Annotated in this window: 27 protein-coding genes; 14 read left to right on the forward strand and 13 right to left on the reverse strand. The window is 66.7% G+C overall.

The features are described from left to right. Positions 1 to 152: 152 nt before the first annotated feature. From RBA40_RS08545 to RBA40_RS08555, 3 genes are all read left to right on the forward strand, one after another. A complete protein-coding gene (locus tag RBA40_RS08545; RefSeq protein WP_306647523.1) occupies positions 153 to 1,496 on the forward strand; it encodes a sigma-54-dependent transcriptional regulator in 1,344 nt (447 codons plus the stop codon). After that, positions 1,486 to 2,724, forward strand: a complete 1,239-nt coding sequence (locus tag RBA40_RS08550; protein ID WP_306647524.1) for a sensor histidine kinase — start codon at positions 1,486 to 1,488, stop codon at positions 2,722 to 2,724. Before RBA40_RS08545 ends, RBA40_RS08550 begins: the two co-directional genes overlap by 11 nt. 64 nt (positions 2,725 to 2,788) lie before the next feature. Next, positions 2,789 to 3,349 carry a DUF2939 domain-containing protein gene (locus tag RBA40_RS08555; protein ID WP_306647525.1) on the forward strand — a complete coding sequence of 187 codons (561 nt, stop codon included), beginning with the start codon at positions 2,789 to 2,791 and terminating at the stop codon, positions 3,347 to 3,349. A 14-nt stretch (positions 3,350 to 3,363) separates the two neighbouring features. Here RBA40_RS08555 and gbpA read toward each other — a convergent pair whose 3' ends face one another. Further along, positions 3,364 to 4,779, reverse strand: coding sequence for an N-acetylglucosamine-binding protein GbpA (gene gbpA / locus RBA40_RS08560; protein ID WP_306647526.1), 1,416 nt, complete (start codon positions 4,777 to 4,779; stop codon positions 3,364 to 3,366). A 372-nt stretch (positions 4,780 to 5,151) separates the two neighbouring features. Between gbpA and RBA40_RS08565 the strand changes: the two genes are divergently transcribed. From RBA40_RS08565 to RBA40_RS08575, 3 genes are all read left to right on the forward strand, one after another. Further along, a complete protein-coding gene (locus tag RBA40_RS08565) occupies positions 5,152 to 6,420 on the forward strand; it encodes an endo-1,4-beta-xylanase (protein WP_306647527.1) in 1,269 nt (422 codons plus the stop codon). A gap of 175 nt (positions 6,421 to 6,595) precedes the next feature. Continuing rightward, positions 6,596 to 6,796 carry a helix-turn-helix domain-containing protein gene (locus RBA40_RS08570; protein WP_306647528.1) on the forward strand — a complete coding sequence of 67 codons (201 nt, stop codon included), beginning with the start codon at positions 6,596 to 6,598 and terminating at the stop codon, positions 6,794 to 6,796. A gap of 14 nt (positions 6,797 to 6,810) precedes the next feature. Then, the gene (locus RBA40_RS08575; RefSeq protein WP_306647529.1) at positions 6,811 to 7,332 is read left to right on the forward strand and encodes a Clp protease N-terminal domain-containing protein; all 522 of its coding nucleotides are present in this window, start codon (positions 6,811 to 6,813) and stop codon (positions 7,330 to 7,332) included. Here RBA40_RS08575 and map read toward each other — a convergent pair. Next, positions 7,329 to 8,123 (reverse strand): type I methionyl aminopeptidase, encoded by a 795-nt coding sequence (map, locus tag RBA40_RS08580; RefSeq protein ID WP_099873214.1) that lies wholly within the window; start codon positions 8,121 to 8,123, stop codon positions 7,329 to 7,331. The genes RBA40_RS08575 and map overlap by 4 nt on opposite strands. A gap of 8 nt (positions 8,124 to 8,131) precedes the next feature. Further along, positions 8,132 to 8,719, reverse strand: a complete 588-nt coding sequence (locus tag RBA40_RS08585) for a TetR/AcrR family transcriptional regulator (protein WP_306647530.1) — start codon at positions 8,717 to 8,719, stop codon at positions 8,132 to 8,134. Positions 8,720 to 8,843: 124 nt separating this feature from the next. On the opposite strand from RBA40_RS08585, the gene RBA40_RS08590 reads away from it, so the two are divergent. The 3 genes from RBA40_RS08590 to RBA40_RS08600 are packed head-to-tail and all read left to right on the forward strand — an operon-like array spanning position 8,844 to position 12,483. Beyond that, complete coding sequence (locus tag RBA40_RS08590; protein WP_306647531.1) at positions 8,844 to 9,149, forward strand: hypothetical protein; 306 nt, start codon at positions 8,844 to 8,846, stop codon at positions 9,147 to 9,149. Further along, positions 9,146 to 11,368 carry a glycosyltransferase gene (locus RBA40_RS08595; RefSeq protein ID WP_306647532.1) on the forward strand — a complete coding sequence of 741 codons (2,223 nt, stop codon included), beginning with the start codon at positions 9,146 to 9,148 and terminating at the stop codon, positions 11,366 to 11,368. Before RBA40_RS08590 ends, RBA40_RS08595 begins: the two co-directional genes overlap by 4 nt. Next, entirely contained in the window at positions 11,365 to 12,483 is a 1,119-nt protein-coding gene (locus tag RBA40_RS08600) for a glycosyltransferase family 4 protein (protein ID WP_306647533.1), read from the forward strand. The genes RBA40_RS08595 and RBA40_RS08600 overlap by 4 nt, the downstream gene beginning before the upstream one ends. Positions 12,484 to 12,496: 13 nt before the next feature. Here the strand turns inward: RBA40_RS08600 and RBA40_RS08605 are convergent, their stop codons facing one another. The 3 genes from RBA40_RS08605 to RBA40_RS08615 all read right to left on the reverse strand — a co-directional run bounded on the left by RBA40_RS08605 (position 12,497) and on the right by RBA40_RS08615 (position 16,641). Next, the gene (locus RBA40_RS08605; protein ID WP_306647534.1) at positions 12,497 to 14,869 is read right to left on the reverse strand and encodes a hypothetical protein; all 2,373 of its coding nucleotides are present in this window, start codon (positions 14,867 to 14,869) and stop codon (positions 12,497 to 12,499) included. A gap of 105 nt (positions 14,870 to 14,974) precedes the next feature. Further along, on the reverse strand, positions 14,975 to 15,823 hold the full coding sequence (locus RBA40_RS08610; RefSeq protein ID WP_306647535.1) for a hypothetical protein: 849 nt from the start codon (positions 15,821 to 15,823) through the stop codon (positions 14,975 to 14,977). A gap of 128 nt (positions 15,824 to 15,951) precedes the next feature. Next, a complete protein-coding gene (locus tag RBA40_RS08615) occupies positions 15,952 to 16,641 on the reverse strand; it encodes a hypothetical protein (protein WP_306647536.1) in 690 nt (229 codons plus the stop codon). 175 nt (positions 16,642 to 16,816) lie between these two features. Here RBA40_RS08615 and RBA40_RS08620 point away from each other — a divergent pair, with 175 nt between their 5' ends. After that, entirely contained in the window at positions 16,817 to 17,197 is a 381-nt protein-coding gene (locus RBA40_RS08620; protein ID WP_306647537.1) for a zinc finger Ran-binding domain-containing protein, read from the forward strand. Here RBA40_RS08620 and RBA40_RS08625 read toward each other — a convergent pair. Beyond that, positions 17,194 to 17,763 carry a DUF8082 domain-containing protein gene (locus tag RBA40_RS08625; RefSeq protein ID WP_306647538.1) on the reverse strand — a complete coding sequence of 190 codons (570 nt, stop codon included), beginning with the start codon at positions 17,761 to 17,763 and terminating at the stop codon, positions 17,194 to 17,196. The genes RBA40_RS08620 and RBA40_RS08625 overlap by 4 nt on opposite strands. A gap of 19 nt (positions 17,764 to 17,782) precedes the next feature. Next, complete coding sequence (locus RBA40_RS08630; protein ID WP_306647539.1) at positions 17,783 to 18,862, reverse strand: cache domain-containing protein; 1,080 nt, start codon at positions 18,860 to 18,862, stop codon at positions 17,783 to 17,785. Positions 18,863 to 19,039: 177 nt separating this feature from the next. Between RBA40_RS08630 and bla the strand changes: the two genes are divergently transcribed. After that, positions 19,040 to 19,936: a class A beta-lactamase gene (bla, locus tag RBA40_RS08635; RefSeq protein WP_306647540.1), complete on the forward strand. Its 897-nt coding sequence runs from the start codon at positions 19,040 to 19,042 to the stop codon at positions 19,934 to 19,936. Positions 19,937 to 19,953: 17 nt separating this feature from the next. On the opposite strand, the gene RBA40_RS08640 is transcribed toward bla, so the two are convergent. The 4 genes from RBA40_RS08640 to RBA40_RS08655 form a co-directional block, all read right to left on the reverse strand. Continuing rightward, a complete protein-coding gene (locus tag RBA40_RS08640) occupies positions 19,954 to 20,139 on the reverse strand; it encodes a hypothetical protein (protein WP_306647541.1) in 186 nt (61 codons plus the stop codon). Between the two features lie 178 nt (positions 20,140 to 20,317). Further along, positions 20,318 to 20,800 carry an arsenate reductase ArsC gene (locus tag RBA40_RS08645; RefSeq protein WP_306647542.1) on the reverse strand — a complete coding sequence of 161 codons (483 nt, stop codon included), beginning with the start codon at positions 20,798 to 20,800 and terminating at the stop codon, positions 20,318 to 20,320. A gap of 25 nt (positions 20,801 to 20,825) precedes the next feature. Further along, positions 20,826 to 21,500 carry an aquaporin gene (locus tag RBA40_RS08650; protein ID WP_306647543.1) on the reverse strand — a complete coding sequence of 225 codons (675 nt, stop codon included), beginning with the start codon at positions 21,498 to 21,500 and terminating at the stop codon, positions 20,826 to 20,828. Next, on the reverse strand, positions 21,497 to 21,817 hold the full coding sequence (locus RBA40_RS08655; protein WP_099873183.1) for an ArsR/SmtB family transcription factor: 321 nt from the start codon (positions 21,815 to 21,817) through the stop codon (positions 21,497 to 21,499). Before RBA40_RS08655 ends, RBA40_RS08650 begins: the two co-directional genes overlap by 4 nt. Positions 21,818 to 21,979: 162 nt before the next feature. On the opposite strand from RBA40_RS08655, the gene RBA40_RS08660 reads away from it, so the two are divergent. From RBA40_RS08660 to RBA40_RS08670, 3 genes are all read left to right on the forward strand, one after another. After that, entirely contained in the window at positions 21,980 to 22,525 is a 546-nt protein-coding gene (locus RBA40_RS08660; protein WP_306647544.1) for a Spy/CpxP family protein refolding chaperone, read from the forward strand. Between the two features lie 73 nt (positions 22,526 to 22,598). Beyond that, positions 22,599 to 23,303 carry a response regulator gene (locus RBA40_RS08665; protein ID WP_306647545.1) on the forward strand — a complete coding sequence of 235 codons (705 nt, stop codon included), beginning with the start codon at positions 22,599 to 22,601 and terminating at the stop codon, positions 23,301 to 23,303. Then, positions 23,296 to 24,633, forward strand: coding sequence for a HAMP domain-containing sensor histidine kinase (locus RBA40_RS08670; RefSeq protein ID WP_306647546.1), 1,338 nt, complete (start codon positions 23,296 to 23,298; stop codon positions 24,631 to 24,633). Before RBA40_RS08665 ends, RBA40_RS08670 begins: the two co-directional genes overlap by 8 nt. On the opposite strand, the gene RBA40_RS08675 is transcribed toward RBA40_RS08670, so the two are convergent. Next, on the reverse strand, positions 24,630 to 24,857 hold the full coding sequence (locus tag RBA40_RS08675) for a hypothetical protein (protein WP_306647547.1): 228 nt from the start codon (positions 24,855 to 24,857) through the stop codon (positions 24,630 to 24,632). The two genes, RBA40_RS08670 and RBA40_RS08675, sit on opposite strands and share 4 nt — an antisense overlap. Positions 24,858 to 24,859 lie beyond the last annotated feature (2 nt).

Raw genomic sequence — 24,859 nt, forward strand, 5'->3', positions numbered from 1 at the left:
CCGTTCGCACAGGTGCGTTGTGCGTCATCCGTGCGAAAGCGGACGGTGCGAAGTGTGCGCTTCCGGACACCTGGGCCGCGATCGGCCGGTTTGATTGGTGGCGCCGGCGGCCTGCTGCTAGAATCGGCGCACCTGCTTTCATCCTCCGCGCCATGGCTGACACTCCCGCCCGCATCCTGATCCTCGACGACGACGCCGACGTCGCCTATGCGGCGCAACTGGTGCTGCGCCGCTGCGCGGCCAAAGTGACCACCCTGGCCGATCCGCGCCAACTGGCGCGCCACCTGCAGGGCGGCGTGCCCGACGTGGTGCTGCTCGACTTTAACTTCGCACCCGGCCGCACCGACGGCGCCGAGGGCCTGGCGGTGCTCGACCAGCTGCGCGCGCTGCCCGATGCGCCGGCGGTCATCGTCATGACTGCCTACGCCGATGTGGCGCTGGCGGTCGAGGCGATGAAGCGCGGCGCCAGCGATTTTCTGACCAAGCCATGGGATAACGCGCGCCTGCTCGCCATCGTGGAAGGCGCGCTGGCGCGGCGCGCTGCGCCGGCGTCACCGGCCAGCGGCGCCCTTGATGCCCTGATGGGCGAATCGCTGCCGATGCGCCAGTTGCGCGCTTTGATCGCCAGCGTCGGGCCCACGCAGGCCAATGTCATGGTGCTGGGCGAGAATGGCGTCGGCAAGGAATTGGTCGCGCGCGCGCTGCACCTGGCCTCGCGCCGCGCCGCGGGCCAATTTCTCGCCGTGGACATGGGCAGCCTGCCGGAAACGACGCTGGAGAGCGAATTGTTCGGCCACCGCAAAGGCTCGTTTACCGATGCGCGCAGCGACCGCGCCGGGCGCTTCCAGGCGGCGTCCGGCGGCACCCTGTTTCTCGACGAAATAGGCAACCTGCCGCTGGCCGCGCAATCGAAACTGCTGACGGCACTGGAGCGGCGCGAAGTCACGCCGCTCGGCGCCGACCGCCCGCAAGCGATCGACGTGCGCATCGTCAGCGCTACCAATCTCGATGAAGCCAGGCTGTATGACGCTCAGGTGTTCCGGCCCGACCTGCTGTTCCGCCTCAACACCATCGTGATCCGCGTGCCGCCCTTGCGCGAGCGGCGCGACGATATTCCCGCGCTCCTGCGCCATTACCTGGCCCATTACGCGCAGTTGTACGGCAAGCCGCCCGCCGCCATCGCCCCGGACGCCTTCGACGCGCTGTGCGCGCACCCTTGGCCCGGCAATGTGCGCGCGTTGCGCCACGCCTGCGAGCGTGCGGTGATCCTCGGCCAGCCCGGCATCCACGGCCTCGCCGATTTCGGCCTGCACGGCGGCGAGCCGGCCGCGGTGCCGCGCGCGGCCAGCACCGACATGCTCGTCCTCGACGCCATTGAGCGCGACGCCGTGGCCGCCGCCATGGCGCAGGTGCGCGGCAACATCACCCATGCCGCCGGCTTGCTGGGCATCAGCCGCGCCGCGCTTTACCGCAAGCGTGCCAAGCATGGCCTCTGACGCCGCGCCACGGCGCGCCATCTGGGCCGGTGCCTTGCTGCTCGGCGCCGCCGCGTGGAGTGCCGGAGCGCATGGCGCCACCGTCTCGCTGGCGACGACGGGCAGTGTCCTGGCGGCGCTGGCGGCCGTGGGGTTGATTCGTCGCGGACTGGCCGCGTCGGCCGTGGTGGCGCCCCTGCCGCCGCTGGAAATACCGGTCGGCGTGCCGCACGACCAGGCGCAAATGGCCGCGCGCGTGCTGGCGCTCGAATCGCAGGTCGAGCATGCGCCCATCGCCCTGTTCCGTATCGACAGTGCACAGCTGCCCTTCGCCGTGGAGCCGGTCAACGCCAACGCGCGCCGCCTGCTGGCGCCCGGCCGCGCCACCGACCTCGATGCCCTGCGCCGTACCCTGGCTGGCCTGGCGCCGGGCCAGCGCCGCATGATCGACGTCGATACCGAACAAGGCATCGAGCGCGCCCTGGCGACTGCCGGCGCACTGAGCATCGAAGGGCGGCCGCAGCGGCTGGTGGCCCTGACCCCGATGGAAAACGAGCTCGCGGCGGAGGCCATGCAGGCCTGGCAAAAGCTGGTGCACGTGCTCACGCACGAGATCATGAATTCGCTCACGCCGGTCGCCTCGCTCTCGCACAGCGCGCGCGACATGGTGCACGGCGTGCGCGCCAGCCTGCCGCCCGATATCGCCGGCGACCTCGGCATCGCGCTCGACGCCATCGCCCGCCGCGCCGACAGCCTGACCCGTTTCGTCAGCGGCTACCGCGCCCTGGCCAGCGTGCCGGAAGCTGCGCCGCAGCGGGTGGTGGTGCAGGAAATGTTCGCGCGCCTGTCGGCCCTGATCGCGCCGGCGTGGCAGGCGCGCGGCGGCAGCGCCGATTTCAGGGTGGAACCGGAATCGCTCGAACTGATGGCCGATCCGGGTCAGCTCGAACAGGCGCTGGTGAACCTGCTCCAGAACGCGGCGCAGGCGTGCACGCAGCGCGCCGCGCCGCACGTTGCGGTGAGTGCCAGACTGGCGCGCGGCGGGCGCTTGCGCATCGAAGTGTGCGACAACGGGCCGGGCGTGCCGGACGAGGTGATCGCCGATATCTTCACGCCTTTCTTTTCTACGAAGAGCAAGGGCGGCGGCATCGGCCTGGCCATGGTGCGCCAGCTGGTGCACCGCAATGGCGGCGCCGTGCGCTATGCCAAGTCGGTCGGCACCGGCGCGCGCTTCATCATCACATTTTGACGGCGCGCGCCGTGTAGAATCCGCCCTGTGCGATCGGCACACCGTCAACCTACAGAAGGACATCGTGAAGGCAATTCACCTCAAACTCGGTATCGCCACGCTTTGCGTCGCCGCCGGCGCAGCGTACTGGTACTACTCCCCCCTGATCGCCCTGCACCAGATGCGCGCGGCGGCCCGCGAGAACAACGCCGAGCGCTTCAACGAGCGCGTCGACTATCCGCGCCTGCGCGAAAGCGTCAAGGTGCAGCTCAGTGCTGCCATGAACGAGGAAGTCAAGCGCAGCGATACCAGCGGGCTCGGTGAGGCTGGCGCGGCGATCGGCAAGATGCTGGGAATGGCGATGGCCGACAAGATGGTCGACGCCATGGTGCGGCCGGAATTCGTCATGCGCGCGATGGAACAGGGAACGCTGGCTCCACGTCCGCAGCGCGTGGAAGGCGATGCGGCGAAGAAGCCCGATCCCAAGTACACGTCCGAGCGCGTCGGCTTGAGCCAGTTCATCATGCACCTGGACCCGGAAAAGCCCGGCGACCGGCGCATGTCGCTCGTGATGGAGCGACACGGCCTGGCCTCGTGGAAGCTGGCGGAGGTGCGCATGAGCGCCCCCGCCGCCGCTACCAGATAAGCAAGCCTGCCGGCTTACGGTGCGATCCAGGCGTCCTGCCAGTTCGCGCCCACGCCCGGCTCATAGTGCGTCGATGCCGCAGTCCACTGCGAGCACCAGCCGCTGTACGGGAACGGCTTGCAGGTGTAGACCTTGCCGTTCTTCTGCTGCAGCACGCGGGTGCCGGCCTTGTAGGTGGCCAGCGAGGCCGGGAACACATGATCGTAGGCCGCGCTGCCGCCTTCTTCGGTCAGCGTCAGCGGGAACGTCTTCTGCAGCACCGCGCCGCCGTCCTTGACCACCGCCTTGAGCACCAGCTGGTGCGCGCCCGCCTTGGGTGCGTTCAGGTTCACCGCCAGCGCCGCGCTGTTGTTGTTCAGCGGCGCCGTTGCAAAGCCCTTCGACACGCCCGCCTGGTCGTACACATACGCGCTGACGTCCATGTCGGCATTGGCGCTGACGCTGAAATTGATCGCCAGTTGCCCGCCCTTGATCACATACGAGGTGCGCAAATCGCTGACGCTGAAGTCGGCCGGCGGCGGTGTCTGGTCCTTGTTGATCTGCACTTCCACCCGGGTCAGCGCGCTGGCCGTCTTCGCATACACGGTGTTCTGTCCGTACACCGGGGTGATCTTGCCGTCCTGGCCCATCTGGCCCGCTTGCAGCTGCGGCTGTTCGGCGTTGATGCGGGTGGCCAGCAGATGCGCCCAGTTATTGCGCAAGCCTTCGCTGGCGCTGCCGATGGTGACCTTGGTTTGCAGTTCCGGTTTTTCGCCCGCGGCGTCGAACACGCGCGTGGCCACGCTGTCGCCGGCGGCCAGGTCGACCGACGGATAAATCGCGCCGCGCTGCGTCCATTCCGGCACCGGTACCGTTCCGCCATCCTTGAACAGCACATCGATCATGTTATAGAAACTGTTCGGCGTATCGCCGATTTCCCACACGCCCAGGATCACCTGGTAGCCGGTGCGCTGCGGTACCGTGCAGTTGTGGCTGACCTGCGCGGGCGGCTGGCGGTTGCCGCCGTCGATCACGCAGAACGGGGTCAGGTCGAACGAAGCGCGCGTCAATTTCTGGTTCGGATTCCAGTTCGATTTGGTGATGTAATAGCGCCAGTTGCGCGTGGCGTGGTTGGCCGTGAACTGCCACTTGAAGACGTTGGCGCCGGCCTGCATGGCTCGCTTGGTCCAGCGGCTGCTGGTCTGTTCATTGAGTTCGCCGAATTGCGCCAGTGCGGCCGAGGCGATGACGCCGTCCGCCGGTCCCTGGGCCGGAAAACCGGATGGCGCCTCCAGACTTTGCGGTTCCCATTGGATGGCGCCGCAGGCGCTGTTGCCGCCTTGTTTGCACAGCAGGTTGCGCGATTCGGGTTGGGTGATGTAGCCGTGTGCCATGGCACTGGCGCTGCACAACAGCGCGCAGGCGCCGGCGATGGTGGTGAGTGTTTTCATGTTGATTTACCTTTCGGGCAGGACGACGTCGGACGCACGCATACAGCCGGTCCGGCCGACATCGCGCGCTCGCTTGCAGTTCAAAATCCGTCAGGATGATCGCCGTGAAAGTGGTAGTCAACTGGTTTTCAAAATTACCCCTGCGAGCAATACCAGTGCGGGATGGAAGGTTCTGTTGCAAGCAAAAAGATAACGATTTCGAGGCCGGCAAACGCCGGCCGGGAAGTGGTCGCGAAGGGGTTTCGACGATTGACTTACGAAGATGTTTACCGCACAATCAAAAAATCAAAAAGTTATTTATTTGCTAATGAAAACGTTTTCATGATTCAGTGCATTCAATGTTGCAACCCACAAAAACACTCTGGAGACCCGATGCGACTTTCTACTGCCACGTTCAGTTTATGCCTGCTCCTTTCCGCCTGCGGCGGTGACGCCGACCCGGGCAACCCCACGGCCGCGCCAGCGCCACCGGTGGCCGCCGACGCTGTGGCCGATGCGATCCCGCAGGCCGACGATGCGCCTCCGCCTGCGTTGGCTGGCGAGGCGGAGGACAGCATGACCGGCTTCGACTCCGGCTCCTCCGAAAAAACCAGCGGGACCGACGTCAGCAGATTAAGCAGGCTGGCCACGTTCCCGGTCGGCGTCTCGGTCGCCTATGGCAATGAAGCCTTCAGCTATACCAACAGCCCGGCGCAGCAGGCAGTCATCAAGACGCATTTCAGCCAGCTCACGGCCGGCAATATCATGAAGATGAGCTATCTGCATCCGGCCCAGGATACCTATAACTTCACCCAGGCCGACGACTTTTTAAAGTTCGCCAGGGACAATGGCAAAACCCTGCACGCGCATGCCCTGATCTGGCACTCCGACTATCAGGTTCCGGCGTTCATGAAAAACTATCAGGGCGATAAAGCGGCCTGGCTGGCGATGCTCAAGACCCACGTGCAAACGATTACCAGGCACTTCTCCGGCAAAGTCGCGAGCTGGGATGTGGTGAACGAAGCCATTAACGACGGCGGCGGCTACCGCAATTCGATTTTTTACCAGAAGACGGGCGCCGACTATATCGAACAGGCGTTCATCAATGCGCGCGCCGTCGACAAGAAGGCCGACCTGTACTACAACGATTACAACATCGAGGCCGACGCCGCCAAGCTGCAAACCCTGACCGAGATGCTCGACGGTTTCAAGGCGCGTTCGGTGCCGATCAGCGGGGTCGGCTTCCAGATGCATATCTATATGGATTATCCGTCGGTGAGCACCATTTCGGCCGCATTCAAGCGGGCCGTGGACCGCAATCTGAAGGTCAAGATCACCGAACTCGATATCCCCATCAATAATCCATTCAGCCCGCCGTACCAGGCCGGCGACATCAAGCGCGAACTGACGCCGGCACTGGCGCTGGCGCAGAAAAAGCGCTATTGCGAAGTCGTGAAAGCGTATATGGACACGGTACCGGCCAGACTGCGCGGCGGCGTGACGGTGTGGGGCGTGAGCGATCCAAGCAGCTGGCTCATCAGCGACCTGTTTAAAAACGCGCACGCCGACTGGCCGCTGCTGTTCGACGGCGCCTATCAGCAAAAGCCGGCCTTGCGCGGCGTGGCCGATGGCTTGTCCGGCAAGGCCTGCACCAATACTTGATTCCAGGCGGCATCCCGCAGCCGGGTGCCGCTTGCCATGTTTTATGCATACCAATTTGGCAAGCGCAAAAATGTGGTATTAACGTCCGGGCCGCGTTATCCAGGCCGTTCGTCAACATATGTTGACAGAATCGCCGGCCTGGCTTATCTTCACTCCCATGATCGATCCCCGCCATATGCCTTCCCCCGACGACCCCGCCGAAGCCCTGGCGGCGGTCGTGGCGCTGCGCCGTTACGCCGATGCGCTCGAACGCAAGGCCGTCAACGCGGCGGTGAAGCAGGGCTGGTCGTGGAGCGACATTGCACAGGCACTGGGCGTGTCGAAACAGGCCGCCCACAAGCGCCTGGCCGGTTCAGTGACGGACGACGACAGTTAAACGGGAGGCAGTCGATGTTTCAACGCATACGCCAGCGTCTGGGCGACATGAAGACGATTCAGCATCTGTGCCAAAGGGCGGAACAATACGCGCTGGCCGACCAGCAGCGCGAACCGGCGGCGGAGCATTTCCTGCTCTCCGCGCTTGACCTGGAAGATGGCACGGCGCGCCGCGCCTTCGAACAGGTCCATGCCGATCCGGCGCAACTGCCGCGGGCGATCGCGCAGCAGTACCGCGACGCGCTGCGTTTTGCGGGCCTCACGGCCGATGCTGCGGCCAGCGCGCTCGATGCATCCGAGCCGCTCGAACGAAGCCGGGGCCTGTACGAGGCGGCGCCGTCGGGCGCGGATCTGATGCAAACCCTGGCGCAGCAGCGTTCGGGCGAACGTGGCCCCTTGCTGGGTGCGCACGTGGTGGCGCTGGTGGCGGCGATGCGCCAGGGCGTGGCGCCACGCTCGCTGGTGGCGCTGGGCGTCGATGCGGCAGCGCTGCGCGCGGCGGCGCAAGCCGAAATCGGCGCTTACCGGAACCGTTAGCGCTCGGCGGCCGACAGCGTAAAGATCTCGACGCCGCTCTCTGTCACCGCCACCGAGTGCTCGAACTGGGCCGACCACTTGCGGTCCTTGGTCACGGTGGTCCATTTGTCGGGCAGCACCGTCACCTGGTGGGTACCGACGTTGACCATCGGTTCGATCGTGAAGATCATGCCCGGTTCGAGAACGATGCCGGTGCCGGGGCGGCCGTAGTGCGTCACCTGCGGCGTATCGTGGAATACCTGGCCGATGCCATGGCCGCAAAAATCGCGAACCGATGAAAAGCCCTGCGCCTTGATATACGTCTCGATCGCCGCGCCGACGTCGCCCAGGGTGGCGCCCGGACGCACCGTGCGCACGCCCGTCATCATCGCCTCGTAGGCTGAACTTACCAGGCGCTTGGCCAGGATCGATACCGTACCGACTTCGAAGGTGCGGCTGGTGTCGCCGAACCAGCCATTGAGTTTGGGCGTGACGTCGATGTTGACGATGTCGCCCTCGCGCAGGATCTTTTTGTCCGACGGAATACCGTGCGTGACCACGTGGTTCACCGAAATGCAGCTGGCGTGCTTGTAGCCGTGGTAATCGATGGTGGCTGGAATGCTGCCGGCGGCGCGCATGAATTCTTCGCACATGGCGTCCAGCGTTGCCGTCGACACGCCGGCTCGCACGTGCGGCGCGATGAAATCGAGCGTGTCGGCGGCCACGCGGCCGGCCGCGCGCATGGCCTCGAAGCCCGCTTCGTCGTACAGGGGAATCGGTTTGCCGTGTTCTGTTTGTGTGGAATAGCGCATGGGGTTTCTCAGTGAGGTGTGGCGGCCAGCGCGCCGACGGCGTCGTGCGAGGCGCGCAGGATCGCGTCGAGCGAGGCGGGAATCGCCTTGTTTTGGGCCAGGTAGGGTTTGACGATGGCGATCGGGGCATCGATCAGCATGAAACGCAGCGTATGGGCCGCATCGTCGCCATCTGCGCCACGGCGCCGCAGGCAGCGCTCGAAGCAGGCGTCGAGGCGCGCCTGCTCCGCTTCGAGCAGCTCGCTCAGTTCCGGCGTGAGCGGCGCGCCCAGGTCCGGGCAGTCTTCGTACTGCAGCAAAAAGCGCGCGTACACCGGGTTGCTGCGGCACCAGTCGAGCAGCGCCGCCACCGGTATCCACGTGTCGTCTTCATCCCAGTGCCGGGCCACCTGTTCGCGAAAATCGGCTTTCACCGTCAGCCAGGCGTGCGCCAGCAGCGTGCTGCGCGAATCGAAGCGGTGATAGACCGATCCGATCGGTGCGCCGGCCCGGATGGCGATCGCCGACATCGACACCGAACCGATGCCGCAGGCGGCGGCGATGCCGATGGCGCCGTCGATGAATGTATGTGCATTGTATTTTGCGAGTCTGACCATTCAAATAGAATATAGATTCTATTTGAGCCCGTCAAGCGCGCTTTCCGCTTAAGCACTATTGACAGATACGTAATGCCCCCCCAGAATCCGGCAGTCTTGCTATAGAGAAAATAGGTGCTGTCCGATGAAAACGCTGATCAAACGTGCCGTGCGCGGCATGGCGGGCTGGCCGCTGCTGGGCCGCCTGATCCGGACCGTGGTGGCCGTCGTGCGCCTGCCGGACGATAACCTGCGGCGCGATGCCCTTGCCAGGGAACAGTTGCCGATGCTGCTCAAGACGATATCCGAACTCAACGCCCGCGTGCTGGCGGCCGAGCGCGATCCGCACAACCTGGTCGTGTCCACGCCGGTCGCGCTGCGCCTGATCGGGCGCGACCTGGCAGCGCTGCGCGAGCGTCTCGACCAGCTGGAGGCCGCGCAGCGCCCATGATCACCTTTTCGATCGTGATCAATACCCTCAACCGCGCCGCCCTGCTGCAGGAAACGCTCGAGAGCCTGTGCCGCCTGCGCTACGCGGGCCGGTTCGAGGTGATCGTCGTCAACGGCCCTTCCACCGACGATTCGGAGCAGGTGATCGCAACTTGGCTGCCGCGCATCCGCACCGCGCGCTGCGATGTCGCCAACCTGTCGGTGTCGCGCAATATCGGCATCTGCATGGCGGCAGGCGACGTGGTGGCGTTCATCGACGACGACGCCATTCCCGAACCCGAATGGCTCACCGAGCTGGCCGCGGCCTATCAGGAGCCGGGCGTGGGCGGCGCCGGCGGGCGCGTGTTGGACTGCAGCGGCTACACTTTTCAGTACCACTACGCCACCGCCAACCGGCTCGGCGACGTCGATATCAGCCATCGCAAAGACACGCCGCAGCTGTGCTTTCCCGGCTCGCGCGAATTTCCCTATCTGCAGGGGACCAACGCCTCCTTCCTGCGTTCGGCGCTGCTGGAAGTGAACGGTTTCGACGAGGAGTTCGAGTACTTCCTCGACGAGACCGACGTCTGCTGCCGGCTGGTCGATGCCGGCTACCTGCTCAAGCAGTTGCCGCACGCGTACGTGCACCACAAGACCGCGCCCAACGAAGTGCGCGATCATGCCCGGCTGCCGCGCGCGATTTACCCGATCCTCAAGAACACCATCTACTTCTCGCTCAAGCACGGCCTGGCGTACGCCACGCGTGCCCAGATCGACGCCCACAACGGCGAGACGGCCGCGTCGCAGCGGCGCCACTTGGAATTCATGATCGCCAACGGCAGCGCCGGCAAAGAGCGCCGCGCCGGGTTCGAGGACGAGCATGCGCGCGCCTGGGACACCGGCGTGCGGCACGGGCTGGCGCCTGTCGCAAACGGTATCGACACCGCCAAACGCGCCCGCTGGCACGGCCAATTCCTGCCGTTTGCGACCATTGGCAATGCGCAGGCTCGCACGCTGGCGCTGGTCTCGCGCGACTACCCGCCCAATCATCGTGGCGGCATCGCCACCTTCAGCCGCGACCTGGCCGAGGCGCTGGCCGCCGAAGGCCACCAGGTGTACGTGATTACCGAAAGCGCCACCCACAGCCACGTTGAACTGGTGGGCGGCGTGTGGGTGCACCGGATCGCGCTGCGCGAGTACGCGCGTACCTGCGAAGCGCTCGAACGCAGCATCCCGCAAGAAATCTGGAACTGGTCCGCCAGCGCGCTGGCCGAGGCGCGCCGCATTGCCAGCCAGCGTCCGCTGGACCTGGTCGAAGCGCCCATCTGGGATGCCGAAGGCGCGGCCTTTCTGCTGGCCGCCGAGTGGCCGCTGGTCACCAGCCTGCACACAACCTTGCATTTCTCGCTGCAGGGCCGCACCGAACTGCGCGACGATGCCGCGTGGATGGCGCGCTTCGGCACGCCCATGCTGGCGCTCGAAAAGGAGCTCATGCAGCGTTCGCAGGCGATCCGCGCCAACAGCGCCGCGATCCGGCGCGACATCGAGCAGGCTTACGGCTTCCGCTTCGACGACGCCACCCTGCGCCTGGTGCCGCTCGGGATGCCCGACGTGCCGCACGCGGTGGCGCCGGCCACCCGCGCCGATGGAAGCATCACGGTGCTGTTCGTCGGCCGCCTTGAAGCGCGCAAGGGTATCGACGTGCTGCTCGCGGCGGTCGACCCGGTGCTGGCGCAGCATCCGCGGGTGCGCTTTCGCATCATCGGCGACGATACGCTGCTCATGTCGGGCGGGACGATCAGCTACAAGGAACACTGCCGGCGCAATGGCCAGTTGGCCGCGTGGGGCGAGCGGGTCACGTTTGAAGGACGCGTCGACGACGCCACCCTGCGCGCCGCCTACCGCGATTGCGACCTGTTCGTGGCGCCCAGCCGCTACGAGTCGTTCGGACTGGTGTTTGTCGAAGCCATGCGCGAGGCGCGCCCGGTAATCGGCTGCGCTGCGGGCGGCATGCCAGAAGTGGTCAGCGATGGCGTCAACGGCATTTTGGTTGCTCCGGGCGACAGCGCCGCGCTGGCCGGCGCCATCGGCACGCTGGCCGCATCGCCCGAACTGCGCGCCGCCATGGGCCGTGCGGGGCGCGTGCTGTTTGAAGACAAATTCATCTCGCGCCGCATGGCGCAGGACAGCGCGCCGTTGTATGGCATCGCTGTCGGCCGGTTTGCGCAGGCCTACCAATGAAAATTTCGGTTGTCCACGGCATCTGCGTCAGGAACGACGCCATCTCGAACGCCATCGCCGACAACATCGGCTGGCTGATCGAGGCCGGCCACGAGGTCGTGCTGTTCGCCTACGCCTGCGAGCATGCCGCCGTGCCGCACCGGCTCGTGCGTGACGTCACCGACATAGTGCCCGACCCGCATTTCCAGGCCAGCGATGCGGTCATTTTCCATTTCGGGATTTTCTATCCGCTGTTCGACCTGATCATGCTGGTGCCGGCGCGTGCGCGGCGCCTGGTGGTGTTCCATAACATCACGCCCAAGCAGTTCGTCGGCGCCGAACATCACGCCACCATCGACAAGTCGTTCGCGCAGATGGGAAACGTCATGTTTGCCGACCACGTGGCCTGCGACAGTGCCAGCAACCTGGCAGTGCTGCGCACGGCGGCCGTGACCACGCCGGCAAGCGTGCTGCCGCTGGCGGTGCACGGACAGGCGCAGCCCTGCGCCGCCAAGCCGGGGCATGCCGATTGCATCGTGCGCATCGTCTTCATCGGCCGCCTGGTGCAGTCAAAAGGCGTGGCCGACCTGCTGGACGCCGTTGCGCGCTGCCTGCGGGCCGACACCACTGCGCAGATTGCGCTCGACCTGGTGGCCAACCTGGGCTTCTCCGATCCGGTGCTGGTCGATGCGGTGCACGGCGCAGCCGCCGAGTGGGCGCGCGTTTTCGACTCGCGTGTCACGCTGCGCCTGCACGGCGACGCCCCTGACGAACTCAAGCAGCGCCTGCTGGCGCAGGGCGACGTATTCGTCCTGCCCACCTACCATGAAGGGTTTTGCGTGCCGATCGTGGAAGCGCTGTCGGCAGGATGCCGGGTGGTCTGCTACGACAATTCAAACACGCCGGCCATCGCCGGCGGCTTCGCGCGCCTGGTGCCGACGGGCGACATCGCGGCGCTGGCCGCGGCCATCGGCGACGAGCTGGCGCTGGTCCGCTCGCCGCCGTGGCAGGCGGACGGCTTTGCCACCTTCGCGGCTGGCGCATGGGGCCATGCGAAGACGTTTGCGCCCGCGCGGGCGCGCTGCCGCCTGACCACCCTGGTGGCGGACCTGGTCAACGGCGCCCTGGATAACTGACCAGGCTCGCGCCTCACTCGGGCGAAGCCGGATACGGCGTGCGCAGATGGAAGCGCATGCGCCATCCCAGCACGGCCAGTGCGACGACCGTGATCAACACGGTTTCCGGTTCGGGCACGATGCTCATGCCGGCCGCTTGCGCCGCTTTCTGGCCGGTGACCGCTTGCGGCTGCGCCCCGGGTGCCGGCGTGTCGGTCTTCTCCATCTGCAGTTGCTCAAGGCCGCGCAATTGCTCTTCTTCCTGCGGCGTGGCCAGGGCGTTCATCGCGCGCAGCAGCGCGGCGCGTTCGCCCGCCCACAGGCGTGTCAGGTGCGGCGAAGTCTGTTCCTGCGCCGGCTGCCGGTCGGTGCTGGCGCGGCGTTCGGCCACGATCTGCTGCGCCCCCGGTTTCCAGCCACTGAGCAGGCGTACCAGGTCGTCGTGCAGTGATCCGATGCGCGGCACGCGTGACAGGGCGGCGACGTCTTCCATCCTTTCCCACAGAACGTTGGGACCGGTGACCGCTTCCAGTGCAAATATGCGCACCTGGTCCGGGCGCTGCCGGTAGTGCTGCAGCAGCGCGTTCGCCGAGCGCGGCATGATGGGTTGCGGCCCGTGGATCCACACCACCGCGCCGTCGCTGCTGGCCGCCGCCCATTCCCACGCCATCAGCAGCGCCGCGCTGTTGTCGTGACCCTCTTCATACGTGATGTCCTGCAGATGCCGCACGCTGGCCAGCGACTCGGAATGATCGTGCAGGAACACCTGCGGCGCCTCGTTACCGGCCACGATCACGCCCAGTTCCACATTGCCCGGAAAGGACGTCGCGGCGCGCGCCAGCTGCTCCCGTTGCGCCGCCAGCGCCATCGAACCGTCGATGACCAGCGCCACGCGGCGTGGAATGCGGGCAGCTTTCTGGCTGATGGTTTGCACGATGGCCCCGTTCTGCACCGTCGGGTCGGAGCTCCACGCCTGCGTATCGGCCGGCGCGCGCAAGGCGCTGATGATGGCCGCGCCGACACCGGGCAGTGGCTCGGCGAGGTCGCCGCGTACCGCGAATGGCAGCGTGGTGCCGGTCTCCTCGCGCATGCCGGGCGCACCCTGCAGCGCGCTGGCCGATTCCACCGATACTGCGTGGCGCCAGGCCGGTGGGATCTCGAAATTGCGTTCGCTGAACGCGGGCAGCTGAAGATAGCCCAGGCCCGGTTCGTTGAGCACCAGCGGCGCGGTCATCGCAATGCGCACAGTGAGCGCGCTTCCCTTCTGATCCGGACGCAGCTCGAGCATGATGCGGTCCTTGCCAGCCGTGGTCACCAGGATGGGCGGACGGGTGGACCAGTCTGCGTTTTCGTGCTCCGCGCGTGCCTGTGCGCCCCCGGCGACTGTCGCCTCGTGCTCCCCGCTGTCATCCCGGAGTGTGACGCGGGTGACCACGGCGCCGGCCGGTAACGTGACCTGCGCGCGCGCTTCCTTCCAATGGTATTTCTCTTTGCGAAACACCATGGTCCATTCAAGCGACCCGTGTGCCGCACGGGCATCGAGCGTGCCATCGATGCGCGAACTGGCCAGATGCAGGTTCGCCACGTCGCTGAACGGGGTGCCGGTGAGGCGGTAGTAAACGGCGCGCGCTTCCTCGGCGCTGGTCCCGGGGCCCTTCATCAGCATGCTGCTGGTCAGGTCGAGCCCGACGTTGCCATCTCCGTAGCACAGGCGCAGCATGATGTCCTCGTTGCCGAGGTAGCGCAGCAGGCGTATCCCGTTCGCACTGGTGGCGTGTGCTTTGTCGCTCGCCATGCGCATGCCGAGCCTCGTGACGGCGGTCGGCAGTTCCATTGCGCCGACGATGGCCAGCGCCAGCAGGGCGCCGGGCCAGGCGGAGGGCAGCGGCGCGCGGCCCGTCTCCAGCAGGCGGCGGCCGAGCAAGCGGCGGCCGAGCAAGCGGCGGCCGAGCAAGCGGCGCGCGGCCAGTGCCGCCACCAGCGACAGCAGCGGTGCGAGCAGCAGCAAGCCGATGCCGAAGTAGATGATCATGGCCACGCCGCCCAGCGTAACCGGCAGGAACAGCACGGCGCCCAGCGTGACCGGAAGGAACAGCACGGTGAAGAAGGCGCTGATCCCGATCGCAAAGCCGTGCAGCAGCGCCAGTGGACGTGACAGCGCAGGCTGCCCGCTCTTGAGGGTGATCATCAGCTGGGCATTGGCCAGCGGGACGCTGGCTATCAAGACCAGGTGCGCGGACAAGGTGAGCAGATGGATCATCTGCGCCCAGAACACGCCGATGAGCAGGACCGTAACTGCAATCACCGGCAGGATCACGCCGGCGAACCAGATCGCTGCGCGAACGGAAAAGCGCACTGCTTGGTGCGGCGTGGGAGTGGGGCTTACGGACTCGTGATGATCGGTCATGGCGTTCCAAAGGAAACTTAACAGACCATGAGCGTAACAAGCGAGTGTGCAGTGCGAATGTGCTGAGTGTGAAGTGGGCCGCTGTTGCGCTGCTGGAGCCGGAAATCAGCGGCCTGTTTCTTGTCCGGCCTGCGGGCCGTCAGCGCCATCAGCGGCGTGCGCGGCTCGCCCGGAGGCAACCGGCACGGCGCTGAACGCGGTGCCGGTGAGGCGGTAGTAGACGGCGCGTGCTTCCTCGGCGCTGGTCGCGCCGCGCCTGGTCAGCACGATGCTGGTCAGGTCGGTGGGGAAGCCGCTCTCTCCGGAGCACATGCGCTGCATGATTTTTTCGTTGCCGAGGTAGCGCAGCAGGCGTAGGCCGTTCGTGCTGGTGGCGTGTGCCTTGTCGGAAGCCATGCGCATGCCGACCCGCGTGACGACGGACGGCAGTTCCATGGCGCCGACGATGGCCAGCGCCAGCAGCGCGCCTGGCCACGCGGAGGGCAGCGCCGCGCCGCCGCCGTGCAGCAGGCGGCCGGCGAGCACGCGCCGCACGGCCAGCGCCGCGACCAGCGCCAGCAGCGGCGCGAGCAGCAGCAGGCCGATGCCGAAGACGACAAGGCCCAGCACGCCTGCCGGTGTGAGCGGCAGAAACAAGATAGCGAAGATGGCGCTGATCCCGGTCGCAAATCCGTGCAGCAGCGCCAGCGGACGCGACAGCTCGAGCCGCTCGCTATCGACCGCGCGTATCAGCATGGCATTGGCCAGCGGGACGCTGGCAATGAAGACGATGTAGACCTTCAGGGTGAGCGACAGGACAGCGCCTTCCCAGCGCAGGCCGACGAACAGGGCAGCGAGCGCGATCAGCGGCAGGATCACGCCGGCGAACCAGATCGCTGCGCGCAGATGAGAACGCACTGCGTGGGGCGGCGCTGACGCGACGGTGGGGCTTGCGGAGTCGTACAGATCGATCATGGCATTCCAATGGAAACTTGACGGACCACGAGCGTAACAAGCGCGTGTGCGGTGGGAATGTGCTGAATGTGAAGTGGGCCGATAATACGCTACCGCGCAGCAATGACACGATGACAAACCATGCAAGCCTACGAGACGGGGCACGCTTGCGTCCGCTTGATCGGGTTGCCTATCGTTAGGATCAGGCCGCTCAGGTCCGTGACGCTGGTGTCCTGCCATTTGCACATGCTTGCTATCATTTTCCCGTTGCCCAAGTGGCGCAGCAGGCGCACGCCGTCGGCCCTGGTGGCATGCACGCTGCTGTTCGCCATGCGCATGCCGATCAGCGTCACGGCGGCCGGTAACTCGATGGCGGCAATGATGACCATCGCCAGCAGCACACCGGGCCACGCGGACGGCATCTGCGCCGCGCCGGCCTCCCGCATCATGTCGCCGAACAGGCGGCGCCCGGCCAGCAGCGCGATCAGCGACAGCAGCGGTGCGAGCACCAGCAGCAAGAAGATGCCGTAACTCAGGATTACGGCCATGGTGAACGGAATCAGCGGCAGGAAGACGATGGTGTAGACGGTGCTGACGGTCGCTGCGAAACCGTGCAGCAACGCCAGCGGGCGCGGCAGCGAAGGCCGCTCGCTCATCATTGCACGCAGCGGCAGCGCATTGGCGAGCGGGATGCTGGTAATCAGGAACGCGTGGATCAGCATGGTGCCCGGTAGCGGCATGCTGCCCCCCACATAGCCGACGTGCACGACCGCGAGCGAAATCAGCGGCAGGATCGCGCCGCAGAACCACAGCGCTGCGCGAACGGAATCACTGAGCATGTGATACGGTAGCGCGGACTTGAAAGGCAGCCGCACCGCCGTATTGGTCGATCATGGCGTTTCAGGGAAACTTTGTCGGACCACGAGCGTAGCAAGTGCCTGTGCGGTGGGAATGTGCCGAATGTGAAGAGGGCCGGTGCTACACTGCGTCGCATTCACTTATGGATGTCGGACCATGCAAGCTTACGAGTGGCAATGCCACGTCTGCAGACGCAGCAATAGCGCCGCGCGCGATACCTGTACCGCCTGCGGCTTTGCCGCGGTCGCGCGCGGCAAAGATATTTTGCTGAAACGCGCTGCCCGGGCCGACGCCGCTGAAGCAGCGCCGCCCACTTCGTCCGACAGCGTGAACCTAACCGAGCTCTTTGCCGGCTTGCCCCTTTGGCGCAGGATACTTGCCTACGTCGGCCTGATGGTGGGCGGAGCTGGCGGCATATGGTGGAAATTTGCCTGGACCATGCAGTCCTTCGGGAGCGCTTTCCTGATGGTGGCCGGCGGCCTGCTGCTGGTCGGACTGGCCGCTGGTCGGAAAACCGCGCCCTCCCCACCCCCCTAAACCGCCCCCAGCCCCACGGCGCGCCCGGCATCGAGCCGGAAATCGGCGGCCTGCTTCTTGTCCGGAATATCGGCCGCCAGCGCCATCACCAGCGTGCGCAGGTCGCTCGCCTCGCTGGCATGTTCGGCGCAGACGATGGTCGCCATCGGCCCGATGTGCCCGGCCAGCATGCGTTCGAGCTTGTGCAGGTCCTCGCGCGCAAACTCGGCCGGCGCCGGACGCGGACGGGTCGGATGCGGCCCCACCCGCGCCGGTGCGCGCAGCGGCGCCGGATCGTTGAGCAAGTCCATCAGGTTGACCCCGGCCACCCCGGTGCCCGTCTGCTTCGCCACATAACTGTCGTCGAAGCGCACGCTGGCGCGCAGCATGGTGCGCATCGCCGCCACCGCCGCTTCCCCGCGATGCCCGCGGCACAGCAGCATGACGATATTGCCGCTGTTCATGTGCACCTGGGCCATGCGGTTGTCGTCGCTGACGATGAACGCGGTGCCGGTGCGGCCCTGGTCGCGGAAATGCCGCAACTGCTCCACGATGCCGCCGAACGGCATCAGCTCCTGGTGTGTCATGGCATTCCCCTTGGGTGCGTCATGCTCTGCGGCTCAGCCGGCTGATGGCCATCTGGATGCTGATGCCCAGCCGTTCGATGGCGCGCGCCAGCGAGCCGATCTCATCGCCCCGCATGGTGCCCGGAATGGTTTCCGTAAACTCGCCCTTGCTCAGCTGTTCCGCCACCATGATCAGCTGGTTGATCGGCATCGTCAACTGTTTGGCCAGGAAGGCGGCCACGCCCACCACCAGCACGGCGGTCAGCAGGATCAGCGCGCGCGCACCGGTTTCGATGCGTTCCAGCGCGGCGTAGGCTTCGGCGTAATCCTGTTCCACCAGCAAGGTCCAGCCTTGCGGCAACTTGCGGGCGTAGCCGACCACGCGCTTCTCGCCCGACGCATACACGGTCGGCTGCTCGGCGATGCCATCGACCTTCAGGGCCGGATAATTGCTCATGTCCTGCACCGCGTCGGTGGCCTGGTCGGGCCGGCCCGAGGCGATCACCTTGTTATCGGCGTCGAGCAGGATCGCGTAGCCGGTTTCGCCGATGCGGGTGTCCTTGATGACCCGCGAAATATCGTCCAGCTTCATGGCCATGGCCAGCACGCCGACCGTGCCGCCCATGGCATTGCGGATCGGCACGGCCAAGGTCAGGGCGGGACGGCCGGTCGACTTGCTGATCAGCACCTGGCGGCTCGATATCTCGCCCTTCATGGCCGACTGAAAATAGCTGCGTTCGCCGAAGCGGGTCAGCGGCTTGTCGTCGCTGCGCGCGATATTCTCGCCGGTCGGTTCGATCGTGAAGACCACGAAGGCCCATTCGTAGCTCTCGCCCATGGCGCGCAGGATCGGTGTCTGGCGTGCCGGCTCCATGCTGCGGATGTCGTCGAGCTTGGCGGTCTGGCGCAGCGCGCGCACGTTCGCTTCGTCCCAGCCGTTGATGCCGGTGGCGATGCCGCTGGCGGTCATCATCAGGTGCTGCGAACTGGTCGCTGTCGCGTCGGAGCGCGCCTGGCTGCTGCCCGCGTACCAGACGCAGAGCAGCGGAATGAGCGACACCGCCAGCAAGGTGATCACCAGCTTGTGGAAAATAGTGAGGCGGAACGATTCGGATTTCATCGGGAGTTTCCTTTTCTGTGGACAGCCCGGCGGCGCCCTGCGCACCGTGCGCAAGCGGAGAGGGGATATCGACAGAAGACCATATTTCCACAAGACAATGGTTGAGATGGGACAAGGCATCGTGGAGAATGGCGGCTCTACAACACTATCCCGTCCACCCCACAACTGGAAGCCACTATGACCTCTTCGCTCCCCTTTTCCCCACGCCGCCGGACCTTGCTCGTAGCGGGCGCCTGCGCTCCCCTGCTCGCGGGCTGCGCTCTACCGTCCGGCCCGGTCGTCGTCACGCCAGCGCGCCTGGCCGCGCTGGAAAAGGCCGCCGGCGGACGTCTGGGCGTGGCGGCGGTCGATACCGGCAACGGCCGGCAGCTGGGACATCGCGCCGGCGAGCGTTTTCCGATGTGCAGCACCTTCAAGGCCATCGCCTCGGCCGCCATCCTGGCGCACGGCAAGAACGTGCCGGGCTTGCTGGAACAGCGCATCCGCTACACCAAGGCCGATCTGGTGACGTATTCCCCGATCACCGAGCAAGAGCTGGACAAGGGCATGACGGTGGCCGAGCTGTGCGAGGCCACCATCCAGTACAGCGACAACGCGGCGGCCAACCTGCTGATGAAACTCATCGGCGGCCCGGCGGGCGTCACGGCGTTCGCACGCAGCGTGGGCGATACCACGTTCCGGCTGGACCGCTGGGAAACCGAGCTCAACTCGGCAATTCCGGGCGATCCGCGCGACACCACCACCCCGGAGGCGATGGCGACCCTGCTGCGCCGCGTGGCGCTCGATGACGGCTTGCCGCCGGCCCAACGCGACTTGCTGCAGGCATGGATGCGCGGCAACACGACCGGCGCGACACGCATCCGCGCGGGCGTACCGGCCGGCTGGGCAGTGGCGGACAAGACGGGCACCGGCGCTTACGGTTCGAGCAACGATATCGGCATTGTCTTCCCGCCCAAGGGCGCGCCGGTCGTGCTGGCGCTGTACTACACGCAGGCGGCGCAGGACGCCAAGGCCAACAGCGAGATTCTGGCCGCCGCAACGCGGGTGGTGATGGAGGAGTTGGGGCGCGTGTAACAGCGCTGCCGCACCCGTCAGGCGTTCGAGGTGGTCTTTCTGCGCGGCAGCTGCTTGAACAGGTCGGTGCGGCGCAGACGGATGCCGCGCGAATGAATCCCGCTGATCGCCCCCCACGCCGAGGCCCACCGCGCCGCCCGCGCCTTCTCCTCGTCGGACGATGAGTCGATGGCGCGGTCGATCGCCTTGACCATGCGGGACATGCCGTAGGCCTTGCGTTCTTGCTTCCCCCGGTATTTCATGTGCTGCCCGTATTAACTTACTTGTCTTCAGGGTATGCCTACTTATTAGGCAACACTGTTCGCCATCGCACCTCCAGCTTTTTTAACTGAATGGCAAGACGTAACAATTTGTTACTACGGTAGAGTTCCCGACTGCCGGTTATTTGTGCATCGTACCGATCCGGTCAAGTTCGCGTTTCAGGGCCTCGGGCGCGCCATCCAGGGTGGCCGCCGGCAGCGCGAACAGCGCCTCGATGCGCGCGCGCAAGGTGGCATACGCGTGCATGAAGCTGGCGTCGATCTGCGCGTCGGTGCCGCTGGCATGGGCCGGGTCTTCCACGCCCCAGTGCGCGCGCAGCACTTGGCCCAGGTAGGCGGGGCAGGTTTCCCCGGCCGCGCTGCCGCAGACCGTGATGACGATGTCGGGCACGACCGGCAGCTTGTCCCACGACTTGCTGTGATACCCCTCGCTGGCAATGCCTTCGCGCGCCAGCAGGGCCAGCGAGCGCGGATGCACTTCGCCAGCCGGCTTGCTGCCGGCGCTGACCGCATGCCAGCCGGCCGGGGCCAGATGATTGAAGGTCGCTTCGGCCAGAATCGAGCGGCACGAGTTGCCGGTGCAGAGGAACAGGACGTTTTTCATTGGCATTTTCTTGAAGTGAATGAAGTCAATCGGAAGGGGTAGCCGGCGTCGGCCGGTAGAGCCAGCAGAACAGCAGCGTGGCTGCGCCCGCGCCCGCCAGTTGGGCGAGGATGAAGCCCGGCGTGTCCCACGGCCGGATGCCGGCAAAGGTGTCGCTGGCCGCGCGCGCCAGCGTCACCGCCGGATTGGCGAACGAAGTCGACGCGGTGAACCAGTAAGCGGCCGTGATGTAGGCGGCCACGGCAAATGGCGTGGCTCCGGGGCGGGTGCGCGAGCAGCCGATAATGACGCCCAGCAAGCCGAAACTGGCCACGAATTCGCTCCACCACTGGGACGGCCCGGTGCGCACATGCAGCGACGCCGACAGCAGCGGCAGCTCGAACATCGCATGCGCGGCCATCACGCCCGCCAGCGCGCCGGCCAGCTGCGCCGCGATGTAGGGCACGAGCTGGCTCGCCGGCAACTGCCCTTGCCAGGCCGCCGACAGGCTCACCAGCGGATTGAAATGCGCACCCGACACCGCGCCGAAGGTGAGGATCAGCGCCACCAGCCCGGCCCCGGTCGCGATGGCATTGGCCAGCAGCGCCAGCGCCACGTTGGCGCCCGCCAGGCGCTCGGCCATGATGCCGGAACCGACTACGATCGCCAGCAGGAAGGCGCTGCCCAGCCCTTCCGCCACCAGGCGGCGCGCCAGCGTCATGCCAGCATGGGGCCGCTGTCCGGCCCGCAAGGATTGCCGCCGCAGCAGTTTTCGGTGAGAAAATCGATCAGCGCCTGCATGGTCGGCATATGGGCCGCGTAGATCAGGTAGCGCCCGCTCTGGGTCGGTGCGATCAGTCCGGCGTGGCTCAGTTCCTTGAGGTGGAACGATAGCGACGATGGCGCAATGCCGAGCCGCTCGCCGATCTGTCCCGGCGACATGCCGCCCGGCCCCGCTTCGATCAGCAGCCGGAATACCGCCAGCCGCGATTCCTGGGCCAGCGCGGACAGCGCCGCCAGTGCGTTTTTGTTTTCCATCGTTTACTCCATGTTCGATATTTCCATAATATTGGAAACGTCGAAGATACACAAGCGCCCGCTTTACAAAACTTTACCAGCCGCACACGAAGCAGACAGGGACGCCGCCTACAGTGGAACCCTGCGAGCCCACCCTGGTCTTGCACTCACGAAAGGCAGCCCATGAATCCGCATAAGCATTCCCACCCACATCCGCACCATCACCACGGCCACCCTGACGGCGAGCATGGCCCCAAGCGGCGCGGCCGCCGCTGGCTGGTCGGCGCCGCCCTCGGGCTGGCCGCCGGCGCCATGTCCCTGGCCGGCGCCAGCTTTGCCGGCGAAGGGCGCGGCATGCACGGCCACCGCGGCCATCTCGCCGCCATGGACCCGGCCGACGCCGCCAAGCACATCGACAGGATGGTCGAGCATCTCCTGAGCGACGGCACGGCCGAGCAAAAAGCGCGCCTGTCCGCCGTCGCCAAAGCCGCCTTCGCCGACGTGCAACCGATGCACCGCGAGCACAAGGCCAGCCGCGAGAAGGCGCGCACGCTGTTATCGGCCCCGACCATCGACCGGGTCGCCCTGGAACAGCTGCGCGTGGACGAAGTGCAGCGGCTCGACCATGTCAGCAAGCGCATCCTGGAAGCGGTGGCGGACGCGGCCGACGTGCTCACCCCCGAGCAGCGCGTGCGCTTCGCCGCGCACATGAAAAAACGCATGCAATGACCGCCTGCCCTGAATCCACCGAGCCATGTATCCTTGGGCCTTCCGACACTGTGGACGACAAGTCACCTCCAGCATGCTTCCGCGCATTTTGATGATCGAAGACGACGTTCGCCTGGCCGGCATGGTCGTCACCTATCTTGGCCAGAACGGTTACACGGTGGCGCACGCCACCACGGCCGCCGCCGGGCTGGCCGAGCTGCAGTCGACCGCGCCGGCGCTGGTGCTGCTCGACCTGATGCTGCCCGACGCCGACGGCCTGGAAGTGTGCCGCCGCATCCGCGCCCTGGGCGCGCCGCTGGCCTCGGTGCCGATCGTCATGCTCACCGCCAAGGGCGACCCGCTCGACCGCGTGGTGGGGTTGGAACTGGGCGCCGACGACTACCTGCCCAAGCCGTTCGAGCCGCGCGAACTGCTGGCGCGCCTGCGCGCCGTGCTGCGCCGGCCCCAGCTGGCCGAGGCCGAGACCAGCGTGCGCCAGTTCGGGCGCCTGGCGATCGACACCGGCGCGCGCAAGGTGAGCATCGATGGCCAGGCGCGCAGCCTGACGGCCTACCAGTTCGACCTGCTGCTGGCGCTGGCCGAGCGCGCCGGGCGCGTGCTGTCGCGCGAACACCTGATCGACGCTGTCAAGGGCGAGTCGCTGGAACCGTTCGACCGCTCGATCGATGTGCATATCGGACGCCTGCGCCAGGCCATCGAGGACGATCCCAAGCACCCGCGGCGCATCATCACCGTGCGCGGCGCCGGCTATGTGTTCGCCAAGGTCCAGGATGCATAGGCGCGAGCGCAAGGCGGTGCGCGCGGACGGCGCAGCGCGCGGACAGCGTTTTTCGATGGCGCACCGCCTGTACCTGCGCATTTACGGTGCGCTGCTGGTCAGCCTGGGACTGGCGGCCTGCCTGTTCGGGCTGGCGCACTGGCTCTACGATCCGGAACACCTGAACTCGGGCAACGAAGCCATCGCCGAGCTGGCCTCCAGCGTGCTGCCGCCCGCCAGCGCGTCAAGTGCGCAGCAGCAAGCCGCGCTAACCCGCTGGGCCAAGCGCCTGCACACCGACCTGGCGCTGTACACGAGCGCCGGCGAGCCGGTCGCGGCCGCCGGCGAGCCCTTGCCGCCGCTGGCCAAGGCCCGGCGCGGCGCCAAGCTGTTCGGACCGATGGCGGTGTTTACCTTGCAATTGCCGGACGGCCGCTGGCTGGTCGGCCAGCGCGCTTACGGCAAGCGCGCCCCGCTCGGCCTGCTGGCGATGCTGGTGCTGATCGCGCTGGTGGTGGCGGTGGCCGCCTATCCGGCGGTGCGGCGCCTCACGCGGCGCCTCGAACGCTTGCAGGAGAGCGTGGAAACCTGGGGCGGCGGCCAGCTCGGCACGCGCGTCGCGGTCGAAGGCAAGGATGAAGTGGCGCGTCTGGCCACCAGCTTCAACCAGGCGGCGGCGCGCATCGAGGCGCTGGTCGGCGCGCAGAAAAACCTGCTGGCGAACGCCTCGCACGAACTGCGCTCGCCGCTGGCGCGGATCCGCATGGCGGTCGAACTGATGCAGGACCAGGCGGCGCCGGCGATTCGCGACGAACTCACGCGCAATATCGGTGAACTGGACCAGCTGATCGATGAAGTCCTGCTGGCCAGCCGGCTCGACGCCACCGCCGAGCTGGCGCGCAGCGACGAGCAGGCCGACCTGGCCGCCATCGTGGCCGAGGAGTGCACGCGGGTGGGAGCAAGCTTCGACGCGGCGGCGCTGACCCTGCCGGGCGACGCGCGCCTGCTGCGGCGCCTGGTGCGCAATCTGCTGGAAAACGCGGGCCGCTACGGCGCCGGCTCGGGCGTGCACGCCAGCCTGCGCCTGCACGACAAGGGAGCGATCGTGCTCGACGTGTGCGACAGCGGTCCCGGCGTGCCCGAGGCGGAGCGCGAACGCATCTTCGAGCCGTTTTACCGCGTACCGGGCGCGAGCGAGTCGGCCGGCGGCGTCGGTTTGGGCCTCAGTCTCGTGCGCCAGATCGCGCGCCATCATGGCGGCGAGGTGCGCTGCCTGGCGGGCGAGCCGGGAGGCTGCTGCTTCCGGGTGCAGTTGCCAGCATCGTTGCCAGCGCCGTTGCCGGGCTTTTAAGGCTGCTTGCTGGCGTAGGCGTCGTGCGCGTGCTCGCTGATGTAGGTCGCCAGGCCCTGCCCCGCCTGCGCCAGCAGCTTCATGTGCTCCACGTGCTCGCGCCCGGCGCTGGCATGGGTGTAGACATACACCGCGCCGCCGGCGAACTGCACGGCGATCTGGCGCGCACCGATGCGGTAAGCCTGCACGCCGGAGTCGCCCGAGAAATTGGCGTAAGGGGTCATGG

It is taken from the genome of Massilia pseudoviolaceinigra, from assembly GCF_030846505.1.
GTDB classification, from domain to species: Bacteria; Pseudomonadota; Gammaproteobacteria; order Burkholderiales; family Burkholderiaceae_D; genus Telluria_A; species Telluria_A violaceinigra.